12 protein-coding genes and 1 tRNA gene are annotated in these 12,987 nt (G+C 38.9%); 5 read left to right on the forward strand and 8 right to left on the reverse strand.

Translation table 11 applies throughout. The features are described from left to right. Positions 1-156: 156 nt before the first annotated feature. From B2V92_RS08570 to B2V92_RS08580, 3 genes are all read left to right on the forward strand, one after another. Positions 157-1,380, forward strand: coding sequence for a DUF4272 domain-containing protein (locus B2V92_RS08570; protein WP_293306876.1), 1,224 nt, complete (start codon positions 157-159; stop codon positions 1,378-1,380). A gap of 85 nt (positions 1,381-1,465) precedes the next feature. Continuing rightward, positions 1,466-1,918, forward strand: a complete 453-nt coding sequence (locus tag B2V92_RS08575) for a hypothetical protein (protein WP_293306878.1) — start codon at positions 1,466-1,468, stop codon at positions 1,916-1,918. Positions 1,919-1,988: 70 nt separating this feature from the next. Then, complete coding sequence (locus B2V92_RS08580; protein WP_293306880.1) at positions 1,989-2,474, forward strand: hypothetical protein; 486 nt, start codon at positions 1,989-1,991, stop codon at positions 2,472-2,474. On the opposite strand, the gene B2V92_RS08585 is transcribed toward B2V92_RS08580, so the two are convergent. Then, complete coding sequence (locus B2V92_RS08585; protein WP_293306882.1) at positions 2,471-3,010, reverse strand: AAA family ATPase; 540 nt, start codon at positions 3,008-3,010, stop codon at positions 2,471-2,473. The genes B2V92_RS08580 and B2V92_RS08585 overlap by 4 nt on opposite strands. Positions 3,011-3,402: 392 nt before the next feature. Between B2V92_RS08585 and B2V92_RS08590 the strand changes: the two genes are divergently transcribed. Further along, positions 3,403-4,308, forward strand: a complete 906-nt coding sequence (locus tag B2V92_RS08590; RefSeq protein WP_293306883.1) for a hypothetical protein — start codon at positions 3,403-3,405, stop codon at positions 4,306-4,308. A 109-nt stretch (positions 4,309-4,417) separates the two neighbouring features. On the opposite strand, the gene B2V92_RS08595 is transcribed toward B2V92_RS08590, so the two are convergent. The 7 genes from B2V92_RS08595 to B2V92_RS08625 all read right to left on the reverse strand — a co-directional run bounded on the left by B2V92_RS08595 (position 4,418) and on the right by B2V92_RS08625 (position 11,785). Continuing rightward, complete coding sequence (locus B2V92_RS08595) at positions 4,418-5,059, reverse strand: DNA alkylation repair protein (protein ID WP_293306885.1); 642 nt, start codon at positions 5,057-5,059, stop codon at positions 4,418-4,420. 259 nt (positions 5,060-5,318) lie between these two features. Next, positions 5,319-5,735, reverse strand: coding sequence for a hypothetical protein (locus B2V92_RS08600; protein WP_293306887.1), 417 nt, complete (start codon positions 5,733-5,735; stop codon positions 5,319-5,321). Between the two features lie 9 nt (positions 5,736-5,744). Beyond that, entirely contained in the window at positions 5,745-6,461 is a 717-nt protein-coding gene (locus B2V92_RS08605) for a hypothetical protein (protein WP_293306889.1), read from the reverse strand. Positions 6,462-6,883: 422 nt separating this feature from the next. Beyond that, positions 6,884-6,968: transfer RNA gene (locus B2V92_RS08610), tRNA-Ser, on the reverse strand. A gap of 172 nt (positions 6,969-7,140) precedes the next feature. Next, the gene (locus B2V92_RS08615) at positions 7,141-7,587 is read right to left on the reverse strand and encodes a DoxX family protein (protein ID WP_293306891.1); all 447 of its coding nucleotides are present in this window, start codon (positions 7,585-7,587) and stop codon (positions 7,141-7,143) included. A gap of 221 nt (positions 7,588-7,808) precedes the next feature. Beyond that, on the reverse strand, positions 7,809-8,633 hold the full coding sequence (locus B2V92_RS08620) for a response regulator transcription factor (protein ID WP_293306893.1): 825 nt from the start codon (positions 8,631-8,633) through the stop codon (positions 7,809-7,811). After that, positions 8,618-11,785: a ligand-binding sensor domain-containing protein gene (locus B2V92_RS08625; RefSeq protein ID WP_293306895.1), complete on the reverse strand. Its 3,168-nt coding sequence runs from the start codon at positions 11,783-11,785 to the stop codon at positions 8,618-8,620. Before B2V92_RS08625 ends, B2V92_RS08620 begins: the two co-directional genes overlap by 16 nt. Before the next feature lie 155 nt (positions 11,786-11,940). Between B2V92_RS08625 and B2V92_RS08630 the strand changes: the two genes are divergently transcribed. Further along, positions 11,941-12,957, forward strand: a complete 1,017-nt coding sequence (locus B2V92_RS08630; RefSeq protein WP_293306897.1) for a glycosyl hydrolase — start codon at positions 11,941-11,943, stop codon at positions 12,955-12,957. Positions 12,958-12,987: the final 30 nt, after the last annotated feature.

Raw genomic sequence — 12,987 nt, forward strand, 5'->3', positions numbered from 1 at the left:
ACTACGCTCAGGATGACAACGTGGATTGAAAAAAATAATATAAACTTATTAACTGCTCGTATTAAAACTGCTCATTGTACGTACTTAAGCCCCCAGTTTTTAAGATTTATTGAAAAGTCTATTTGTTTAAATGTGATAGAATAATTAGCTTTCGGTATGATCGCTACTTTTTACTCTCATTATGTTGGTTTCGATAAAATTATTGATACCCTACGCGAAGTTTATCCTAAAGCACTATTAACCACACGTAAGGATAACGAAAGCCATTATGCCGAACTTATCATTCAAGGAGGTTTATTCAGCACCGACAAAAAAATAAACATTTCATACCGGCAAAAGGAAAAACCTTCCTATCAGTTTTCTGAAGAAGACAATAGCCCTTTGGCTGTTAATATAAATGGGCTCTATAACTACGTATCGTCGTTACCCACCACTAAACCGGAGGTGAAGAACCTGTTGCTCCGTAAAATAGAGACCATTAACTGCGAATTTTCAATGTGGCAGGAGGAAGGTGATACCAAAAAACTTAAACCATTGATTGAGCGCCTGGCATTGGCTTTCGATGCCATCATTTTTGCCCAACCGGATACCCCAATCAGCAGGTCGGATAGTCAGCATTTTCTTGATAAATATTTAAACCTGATTTTGGATACCGATGGCCGTTGTGAGGTTGACAAACTGGATGTTCAGATTGAAAGTAAATATTATGATGCCGATCAAAGTAACATATCCGCCGAGCAGCTCGAACGGAAAGCTACAAACGAAGCTTTCCTCATCAATAAAAAAATAAAAATCAACAGTCATTTGCCCTGCATTGAATCAGAAGCCGAAACCACCATTAGAACACCCCGCGAAATTGCGACCCGGGTTTGTGTATTGGCCGTAACCAATTTTGTGGCCTTTGAAGTTCTTTCGGCAGAAAATGCCATCAATTACCTGAAAGAATATCAACTTTGGGATGATACCACCCCCAATGAAAAAGACTTTTTACTAAATCCCACGGCTGAAAGGCGTACTATCGAAACGTGGAAAAGTGAATGCATCTGGACGCTCTTGTGGGCATTGGGTAAGGTAGATGAACTTGGTTTTCCAGAGGAGCTTTGCAATCTTAACGATATTCCACTTAGCGAATACCCTGTTGGTGGCGATAAAGATCCCAATCTTTTTATCAAAGCGGCTAATAACAGCAAAACTGTAAAAGAACTCCTTGATGTTAATGATTTATATTACCGTTTGGATTGGGCCTGTGTAGACGCGCGGTTGAATAGGTATGCGATGGAAACAGTTCAGCCCGGTGTGGTTTACGAGCGGCATTATGCATTGAACTGGCTTATCCGCTATGCAGATGCGGAATGGGATGAGATAACCTGCGATACATAGGCCATTGCTCTAAATAGACCAATATTAATAACCCAAATTGCTGATTCAATTATCTCCGGCCCTGAAAAATAAAAAGTAAAAAACCATGATTAAGGCTTTCCTTATTTCCGTCCTCGCGCTATACCTGTTAACACCTGCACCTACAAAAAGGATCACTGTAATTAACCACATTAAGGCGATGAAACTTCATCCGGCTTATTACACCAAAGATGAAGACAGCATTTTTGTTTTTAAAGGCACTAAATATCTCGTTACCACCCAGGGAAATTATACAGAAAACGGCGAGTTATATGATACTAAGGTTTATGGAGATTTGGATTATGTAAACTATTCCCATAACGAATTATTAAGATTTTATAATAGCTTAGTAAAGGAATATGGTTTTATTAAACAAATAGAGGTTGCTATCATCAATAAAAATTTAATAACATTAAATAAAAAGAATATTCGGGTAGAATACATTGATAACGATTCGAAAACAATATTTTACTTTCTTAAAGGCAATAAGAAGAATATTTATCTGATAAAGTTTAAATAAAAGATACACAGCGGTTGCTTAAAACCTGTATTATCATTAGCTTTCGGCACAGTAAAGACCCATAACCAAAGTGGAAAACGAACTCATTAAAGCAATTAAAAACATAAAGCTGGAGCACTTGGAAGCTGCAGACAAAGAAGAATTACTACGGATATTTAATGTTGTAAAAAGCCCGAATTTACGGAACCATATTGCCATGCTTTTTTCAGATTTAAAATATCAGGAGGCTGTTCCCGCGCTGATAGCAAAAATTACCGATCACGAACTGTTTAACAACACCGGTACTTTAATTTTCGCTTTGTACGAACTGGAAGTAAAAGAATATTTTACAACAATGATAAAGGTTGTTTGCGAGCAGGAGTTCGAAGCCAGGCTTATGGCATTAGATATTATTGAAAAGTATGCACAATCGATTTCACCAGAAGTGAAAGAAGAATCACTGATAATTTTAATAACGCATAGAACAGAAAAGGAGAAAAATTATATCAAGGCAGATTATCCAAACAGTACTTTAAATTTTATTGATCAAACCATTAAATTATTAGAAAGCGTTTAAATATGTTCAACAACATCAATAACACGCATTAACCGTTCTGCTACCGTGGTATCTCCCTCAATTTTTATAACCGGGCAATTTACACCTTCCAGCCAGTTTTCGTGGATGCCGATATTCCGGCCTGTAAAAGAACGGTCGTCGTATTTTGAAGCCCAATCTATAAACTCCAGAAATAATTTGTGCCGTTGTTGATCCTCGTAGATATCGTTTCCATAACGTTCTATTTCTCTTTTTACCAGACGTTCCATCCTGATCTCTTTCGGTAGGTAAAGGAAGACAGCAAGGTTGAACAGTTGTTTCCATTCCCCGCCCCAGCTTACCAGCGAGCCGCCCACAATATATTTTTCTTTTTGGCTTAATTCATGCTTAAGCATTTGGTTCCTTAATGCTGGATCTCTTTTTACGGTATAGGGAATGGCCGATTTTTCCCAGAAAAAACTATCGGTATCAAAATAGGGGATATTTAACCGGGTAGATAAAGCTTCGCCAAGCGTTGTTGAGCCTGCACACGATGCACCAAGAATATGGATTTTCATGGTACAAAGATATTCCAAATTAATTGGGGCCAAAAAACAAGTTATGCCACTGGTTAATAAATTGGTAGTTAGTGGGCAGTAGATCGCTAAAATATTAACATTTGATGTTTCTGTTAAATCTTAAAAGCCTGAAACAACGATTATCTGGCTTCATTTTTTTTTTATAATATTTTGGGAAGATATAATACAAAAAGCTTGTTAATTATACTATTCGCAGTCGAAATTCGGGTGAAGACTTAAAGCGCTATTAATATTTTTCAAAAGGTTTTGTCCTGCATAAAAATTAAATGTGTATTTTCAGAGGTGTAAAGATGAACAATATTGATGTTGTAATCTTGTGGGAAAAAGCCGGGAAATTTTTTAATCAAGCATACAAATTCATATCGAACCTGATGAAACGACTAAGGAAACTAATAAATGTTTTGCGCCACTTTTTATACACCGTTAAGAATAGCCAACAAACAGATATCCTGCTCTTGGGAAAACTGCTTGCCAGGCAAAACGAAAAACTAGCTATCCTGAACGATCTTGCAAAGGCAGAATTTAAGGTATTTTCCCAATCGGGAGATGATGGTATCATTCAGTATCTGATCCATAAAGTGGATATTCCCAACAAAGTATTTATTGAGTTCGGTGTAGAAAAATATATAGAATCCAATACGCGGTTTCTACTCAAAAACGACAATTGGAGCGGGTTGCTGATCGATGGCAGTAAAAAAGACATTGATTACATTAAAACCGACGTCATCTATTATCAGCACAAGCTGGAAGTGGTACATTCATTTATAACGGTTGAAAATATCAACGAGCTGATCGACAGGGGCGGATTATCAGGGGAGATCGGGCTGTTATCAGTTGATATTGATGGCAATGACTACTGGGTTTGGAAAGCGATAAACGTTGTACAGCCTACCATTGTAGTGGTAGAATATAACAGCGTTATGGGAAAAGATCGGGCAATTACAGTACCTTATAAAGCCGATTTTGTAAGGGAAAGGGAACACTATAGCCATCTTTATTTTGGTGCATCGCTAAAGGCATTTTGTATACTGGCCGAAGAAAAAGGCTACTGTTTTGTGGGTTCAAATTCAGTAGGGAACAATGCTTACTTTGTAAAAAAGGAAAGATTGGGAGGACTAAAAGCCCTCAGTATTGAGGAGGGTTATGTAATGTCACATTTCAGAGAAAGCAGGGACGAAAAGGGCAATATGAACTATCTCTCGGGTGCCGACAGGTACGCATGTATAAAAGGGCTACCGGTATATAATGTAATAGATAATGCTATCGAATCTTTATAGGCAGATAGATGCTTATCCCATAGGAATATCTATAAATGTTAATATAAAATCAGCCTAATATGTAAGGTTACCTGTAGTAAAGTAGGTACACCAGACGTTGTTCGTTGTATTATAAATTTCGCTTGTTGCTTTCAATAACAATGAATTCCGGTAAATAATCTGGTGTGCAACCTTTTGATACCATTTGATCTTTATATAGTCCTGTTTTTTCTCCGAGGGCGATACACCGGTTCCGATATTGTTTTTCATAAATGCCAATCCATCCTGCTGTAAAATTCATTGCCCACTGAACTTCTGGTTCTTCTTTGGCAATGTTAGCCTCTATTTTATTTAATAATTCTGGTGTATTTGCGGGTGGCTTTTGCCCCATCCACCTCAAACGGGCCTGGTAATACCAGAAGGTGCGCCGCTGAAGAGGAGAATGACTATTTTCCCATGATTCAATCATGGCAATTGTTTTCTTGTCTTTTGTTAGTTGGTTGGCGAAAAACCAGTCAATTAACTGATTTCGTTCATCAAATGGATAAGTCTGCATATCTCTATCGAGTTGGTTAGCAAAATCTTGCGAAATCTGCTTATTATCCATAATCAAGATGGCCAATAGTCTGGGAAAAAACTTTCCTGTAGACCATAACTCCATAGCCAGCCCATGATCTTTTTTGATATCCTTGGCAATCTTCCGTAAGTCTCCCAGCTTGGTTTTATCTGTGAGCTGACCCAAAATGTTTTCCGTTTTTGAAGAAAGTTTCATGGCAATTCTTTTTTTATTAAAAATAACTAATAATATAAAGAACATTATAATTTGTGATAACAATATCCAGCAACATATGCTGGTACTACCGTATATGATTAATCTGTATCAGGTTTACAATGATGCGCCGTTAGGTCATATACATACTATCTATAAACGAAAAAAGCCTGAAATTATTCAATTTCAGGCTCTGATTTTTAAAATATACCCGCTCATCACTTTACTGAAAAGCAAATGGCAATTTTTGAGCTATCCAGGCTTAAATTTCGTTATATTTCCATACGCCCGAAATGGTAAGCAAAGTTAGCCCTGGTTGTTTTTCACCATAGCTGAAAACACAAATATATTTTGAATAACAAAACGGGCAGTCTGTTCCAAAGTACAATGTTGGTAAATCATTTACCGTTAATGCTCCAAAGTGAAGTAAATTTATGGAGGTTTCGGAGACAATTTTGTTTTTTAATAATTCATTTTTAGCCAAAACCTTTTCGTTATTGTACAATTGAAAAATCGGAAATCCTGATTCATAAGGTGTTATTTTAACGATATTTTCATGTTTACAGTTACAACATTCGAATTTTACTTCTGCTGAGTTACCGATCTCTGCATTACTGAAGGTATTTCTGATAACAGAAACCTGTTTTTCAATGGATATTTTTTTTGAAATGGAATACATCTAATGATTTTATTGAGGAATAACTACGCCCACAGCTCCCGGGTATTTTCCACTCGGGTTTTTCTTAATTGTTAATTTAATATACCCTTCTTGCGCCAATTTATTCCAGGTTTTTTGGTAACCAGTCGCTGGATCTATCGGGATTTTCCACATGGTCTGCTTACCATTACCCACCTGATTAAACCAGGGAATAATATCTGCTGTTTGACCTTTGAAATTTAATGAATTATTTAAAACTTCGATTTCGTAATAAAAATCATAAGTATTTTCCGGTTGATTCAAGGCTCTTTGTCCAAACGAATATACGTATCCATTGATGATTGGACTTGTAAAACTTCCTCCCAAAGTTGGAACTCCTGTTCCGCTGTAGGTTCCAATCGCACCACTGTATCTATCGTATTTTTGTCCCATCGTAATAGGTGTATCATCTTGAGTATTGAAACCTCCGTTTGCAGGCGGCCATTTTCCGTTTAAATTGTTGTTGATAAACAATGTTTCCAGTTCGCTCCACTTTTTTGCCTTGTATAAATCGTAAATCTGATTTCTCATTGTCTGGCTTACGGCGTTTGAAGGATCGTAGGTCGCAGCCAGTTCGTTCGCGTTTTTGTAGAATTCGGTGCTTGCCGTAATTGGTGGTTCATCTAAAAGTCCGTCCTTATCTGAGCGGCAAGCCACAGAGAACAATGCAATGTTTAAAAGCAGTAGGTACTTTAATAAATTTTTCATGGTTGTTAATTTAGTTTGGTAAAAGGATGATTTTGAAAATAGGTCGGTAATGAGCGTAAAATAATACATTAAACTGCATGACGAATCTAATATTTTTTAATGATAAAAAATACAATTGAATAGGAATATTTACTACATATTATAGCCAAAGTAGCTTCGGATTTGATATTGCAAAGACGTATATTGATATCGCAGCTGATGATGATTACCCGAAATTGGAACCAAAGACATCATTAGAACAAATGGTATTTGTGGGCAAGGATTACCTGCGCTGCGGTGATGTCAAAAAGAGAAGGGTTTCACCAAACGAGTTATTTGCTACGCTCATCTTTAGTTTTCCGATTTTCAATTTTAAGGCTGCCCCTTATTGGAAAGCACGGAAAACAAAAAACCCGACTATCGTCGGGTTTCATTTTTTTCTGCGGAGAGCGAGGGATTCGAACCCCCGGACCTGTTACAGTCAACAGTTTTCAAGACTGCCGCATTCGACCACTCTGCCAGCTCTCCGCTGCAAAAGTAGGAATTTGGAACAAATCTGCAAACCTTTTCCCATCAAATATTTTAATTAATATTTTAAGTGTTGCTAATCATTTAGTTACGATGAATAAAAAAATGAAAAAACATCAATACACGACTGATTTAAGCCATTAATAGTCAAAAACTGTTGCCGTATTTTGAATTAAATTGCTTCTTTTGGGTGAATTCTCTGTCTTTCTACCGATAAATATCCGTTTCCTTCAATGGCAAAACAGATTAATCCGGCCAGTACCGAAATGGAAAACCAAAATTCGGAGTAGGGTTTAAAAATACCTCCCGAAATATTGATGAAGAATACGGCACCGATCAGTATCGGTAAATTAATCAGGCAGAATGTGCGCGTATAGGTGCCTAATGTAATGGCTAAACCACCAATGATGTGAAGCACAATAATGAAATGCGCCAATAAACTGATGCTGATTGCCGTACCTAAGAAAGCGCCCCTCATTAAATTGCTAAATGCCTGCATATTGACATAAAAATCAATACCCTTCCACATTAAAACAAGGCCTAATAAGATTCTGAAAAAGTCTAGCCATTTTGGGTGGTGATGATCCCCCCAGTTTTCGATTTTCTTAAGCATATTCATAACTTCTATATTTTGGTTAATACAATTTACACATAATATAGGATAATAACAATGGTTTGCTAATTGTTTGAATTTGAGGAAGAAAAAGTGTGAATAGTTTATTTCTAGCGATCGTCATCTCGACTGGAACACAACTCGTACCGATTTTACATCGCTAGTGGAATGGAGAGATCTATCTGTATGAAAGACCCTGAAATAAATTCGGGGTGACGAATCTTAAATCAGCCTTTTTTCTTTTCCGCTGTTTTACTGTTCAAATAATCAGTGGGCGACATGCCAAACTGTTTGGCAAAGTTACGCCCAAAATGCGATTGAGAACTGTAACCCACCATCTCCGAAATCTCGTAGATTTTCAGCATGCCTTCGTTTAAAAATTCTGCTGCTTTCTTCAATCTTGCCAAATTGATCAGTTCGTTCGGACTCAGGTTCGAGATCGATTTAATTTTACGGTAAAGCGTTGGGCGGCTCATATTCATCTTTTCTGCCAAATGTTCAACGTCAAGATCCTGGTTGCTGATATTTTTATTGATCGTATCCTGCAGTTTTTCCAAAAACACCTCATCTGCTTTCGAATAGGCAATGCTTTTAATGTGCAGCAGAGGCGAGCTCGAGAAATATTCTTTGATTTTGTTCCTGTTTTTGATCAGGCTCGAAATCTGCACCTGTAAAAACTCTGGCGAAAAAGGTTTTTCTACATAAGCATCGGCTCCCAGTTCAAGTCCTTCTATTTTTGATTGCAGCGAATTTTTAGCAGTAAGTAAAATCACGGGTATATGGCTAAACTCCAACGTGGATTTTACTTTGGCGCAAAACTCAAAGCCATCCATTTCGGGCATCATTACATCGCTGATAATAAGCTGAACAATTTCGTGCTGTAAAATTTCGAGTGCTTCTACGCCATTTCTGGCCTGTAAAACCTGGTATTTCTCTTCCAGGTCATCCGATATAAAATCGAGGATATCTTCATTGTCATCTACCAATAATACCACGTTTTTTTCTATCTCTCCGTGATCTTTCGTCGTGGGTGTTCCTACAATTTCTTCCATTTTCCGTTCAGGTTAAATTCTATAAGTTGATGGATAGGCAGTTCCAGTACAAATATATTAAAATGATGTTCATTAAAATCAAGATATAACTCGCCGCTATGCAGTTGTGCCAGCGATTTGGAAATCGAAAGTCCGATTCCCGTTCCTGCGGTAATCTGCGTTTCCTTTGCCCTAAAAAAGGGTTCAAAAATCTTGTCCTTAATTTCTACAGGTATTTTATTGCCATCGCTTTTAACATACACCTTAAATTTATCCTGCTCAACTGATTTCGACAGCTCGATCTCTACGGTCGTTTTACCATACTTGATGGCATTATCAACCAAGTTGCTGATAATCTTATAAAAAGCTTCTACGTCAATATAGGCCTGGAATGCCTTTTCGGGCAGGTTGATCGAATAATTGATGCTGCGCTGTTCGGCTGCGGGCTGAAACTGGACGAAAACATCTTTAAGGATTTCGCTGATATTGGCCTTTACAAAATTCAGGGAGAAATCGCTCGTTTCTGTTTTCCTGAAATCGAGCAACTGATTGGTCAATTTGAGCAGCCTGTCGGTATTGCGCCCCATAATGCGGAGGTTCTTTTCGATGGCCGGCACACTATCAGCCTGTTTAATCAGTTTTTCCATCGGACCGATAATCAAGGTGAGCGGTGTCCTGATCTCATGAGCCACATTGGTGAAAAATTCGATCTTCGCCTGGTAAACTTCCTTTTGTTTTTCATGTTCGAAAACTTCCATCCGTCTCTTGTTTTTCAGCGCAATTTTTCGATGATACCTCCGCACTAAGAATAAAATAATAGCGCCAGTGGCCATAACATAAATAAAGTAGGCCAACGGACTTAAATAAAACGGTGGAAAGATTTTGATCAGCAATTTTGCATTTTTATTGCTCCAGTTATTGCTGCCTTCAACCATCGCTTTTACTTCGAACACGTAAGTGCCGGGTGCGAGTTTGGTAAAATATACTTTTCGGTTGGTTTTTAAATATTCCCAATCCTTATAAAGCCCTGTCATTTTGTAGGCATATTCCGTCATTTCGGGCGAACGGTAGCTCAAAGCGGCAAAATCGATACTGAACGACGATTGGTTGTGGTTAAGTTCAATGGTATCGGCATAAACGATCGATTTGTTAGAGATAGAATCCGTGCCATTTACACCCGCACTGTTGATCTGGAAGCCGGTTAAAAAAACTGGCGTTGCATAAGCAGTAGCTTTGAGGTTGCCCGGATCGAAACTGATCAGTCCTTTTACACTACCGAAATAAATCCTGCCATCTTTATCCTGGTAGGCCGAATTATAATTGAACTGGTCGGTAAGCAAGCCGTTTGCTTTAGTATAGGTTTTACTTAATCCCGAAACAGGATCGAAATGGATGAGTCCGCGGGTACTGCTAATCCAGAACTTATTGGAGCTATCTTCTTCCACACGGAAAAGATAATTGCTCGGGAAGCCATTTTTTACACCATAACGCTTAAACTGAGCTGTTTTTTTATCGAAACGGCACAGGCCGCCTCCATCGGTAGTAATCCAGATGTTATGCTTACGGTCTTCAAAAACGCTATTAATGGTGTTATGGCTAAGGCTTTTTGAGTCGTTTGCCTTATTGCGGTAATTGATAAAACCCGGTTTTGATAAATTGAATTTAAAAACACCATCGTTAAACGTTCCTGCCCAGATATTGCCCTCATTATCTTCGATTACCGAATCGTAAAAAAGAAAGGGGAGGTCCGCAATAGGTTCAAAATCATCGCGTTTCCGGTTGTAACGGTAAATGCCATTAATGGTACCCACTACAATTTGTCCTGCCTTTGTTTTACAAAAGGTAACAATAAAGTTGGTGCGTAAGGCGTTGCCGATGCCCGCCTGATAGTGTTTAATTACCTTTTCTGTTTTTAGGCTGATGAGGTCAAGGCCATGCTCGAATGTGCCTACCCAGAGTTTGTCGCCATCTACCAACAAGCCGTGTATGTTCGAATAAGCAATGCTCCCAGGTTTTCCGTCGGGTAAAAAGTGTTTAAATAGGCCGGTTTTAGCATCCAGTTTGTTCAGCCCTGCATCTTCCGTGCCGATCCAGAAATTACCGGCCTGGTCTTTCGTAATTTCCCTTACATCGCTTCCGCTGATCGCATTGCTGCCTTTTTGGGGAAAATATTTGGTAAATAAGGAAGTATGGCTCGAATAGTAATTGAGGCCACCAAAGTAGGTACCCGTCCAAACGCCGCCTTCACGGTCCTGGCAAATGGTATAAACTGCGTTATCACTTAACGAATAATCGTTATTGTACTGTTTCTGGATGTGGGTAATCTCTTCGGTTTCGTCGTTATAGATGTAAATGCCCGATTCAGTTGCGATCCAAAATTCATGCAGACCTGTTTTTTTAATATCCCTCACAAAAATCGGCGTTTGATCATCGTTTAGCCTTAAAATGTTCCTGGATTGTAAGGTAACAGGATTTAAAAGTTTAACTCCCTGATTGGTGGTACCGATAAGCAACAGGCCACTTTCTGTTTCTGCAATCCGTGATACCCAACCATATTCGGGTTTTTTATTTTTACCGTTTACATTAAAACTTTCAAAAGTATTCAGTTTAGGGTTGTATTTCTCCAGTGTTCCCCGTCCGGTACTGATCCAGATACTGCCGTTTTTTAAAATGGTAACCAAAGAGGCATCAAAAGGTGCATTGGTTGTAAAAAGCGTTACTTTCCTGCTGCTTTTTTGATAGAGATAAATTTTAAAGGAGGATAAGATCCAAAGGTTTCCGTTGTGATCGCTGCCCAGGTCGATAATGCGCATCCCTTTGGTTTCTTTGATGAGCGAAAAACTTTCTTTAGCCGGATTGTAAAGAAAAACCCCATCGTTGGTGCCTATCCAGAGGTTTTGGTCACCATCGTGATGGAGGGCATAAATCAGGTCGTTGCCCAAACTGCCTGCTTTATCTGGATCATGCCGATAGGTTTTAAAAGAGTAGCCGTCAAACCTGTTCAATCCATCTTTGGTGCCGAACCACATAAAACCATTGCCATCCTGTACACTACAGAATGCCGTATTGTTCGAAAGTCCGTTTTCTACCTGATAATGCCTGAAATAGTATGGCTGCGCCCAAAGCAAATTGGCCGAAAACAACAGGGATAATAGGATAAAGAGTTTTTTCAATACATTTTGGTCAGCAGCTTCAAATATATTAAAGAAATACTTGGCTTTGGGCCAAAATAAAATTTGAGCAGATAAGTAGAAAGATTGAGACGGTTCGGTTTTGTGCTGCGGCGTAAATGCTGTTATTTGGCCATGCTAACCAAAATAACCTAACCGTGAAGAAATTTAAGATCCCTGTTTTATCCATTCTGTTGTTTTTATCGGTGGCAGCAACTGCACAGGAACTGCATAAAGCACCATCGCCATTATACCGCGATCCGATATATGATGGTGCAGCAGATCCCGTTCTGGTATATAACCATGCCGAAAAAAGCTGGTGGATGCTTTATACCCAGCGCAGGGCAAATGCGCAGACCAATGATGTGGCTTATTGTTATGGAACCAATATAGGTGTGGCAACCTCAACGGATAAGGGACAAACTTTTGTATATAAAGGAGCGCTCAACCTTGATTTCGAACCTGGCGTAAATACCTTTTGGGCACCTGATGTAATTTACGAGAAAGGTATTTACCATATGTACCTTGCCTACATACAAGGCGTACGCAACCATTGGGGCGGAACAGCCAAAATTGCACATTATACCAGCAAAAACCTTTGGAACTGGAAATATAAGGGCTTTATTTCGCTCAATTCGGAACATGTAATTGATCCGACTTTGTTAAAAATGCCTGATGGCAAATGGCACATGTGGTATAAAGACAGTTCGAGAGGTAGTATTACCATGACAGCTGAAAGCAAAAACCTGAAACATTGGACTACCCAAAACGAACCTGCTATTGGTGGTGCTCCACATGAGGGTGCAAAAGCTTTTTTCTTTAATAACTGGTATTGGATGATTACCGACGAATGGCACGGGCAACGGGTGTACCGGTCAAAAGATGGTAAAAGCTGGGAAAAGCAGGGTATGGTGCTGGATGTGCCTGGCCATAGGCCCGAAGATACGCCAACAGGCGCCCATGCCGATGTACAAGTAGTAGGAGATAAGGCCTATATTTTTTACTTTACCCACCCTGGCCGTAAAACGCATTTCGAAGGCACGCTTGATCAGGATTATACCTTTTCTTATGCCAATAAACGTACCTCCATCCATGTAGCCGAACTCGAATATAAAGACGGTACACTGGTTTGCGACCGCGATAAACCTTTCGATTTTTATTTGGGGCAACCTTAATTCCCATTCCAGACCTCGCAGGTTTTAAAA

It is taken from the genome of Pedobacter sp. UBA5917 (genome assembly GCF_002432345.1).
GTDB lineage: Bacteria > Bacteroidota > Bacteroidia > Sphingobacteriales > Sphingobacteriaceae > Pedobacter.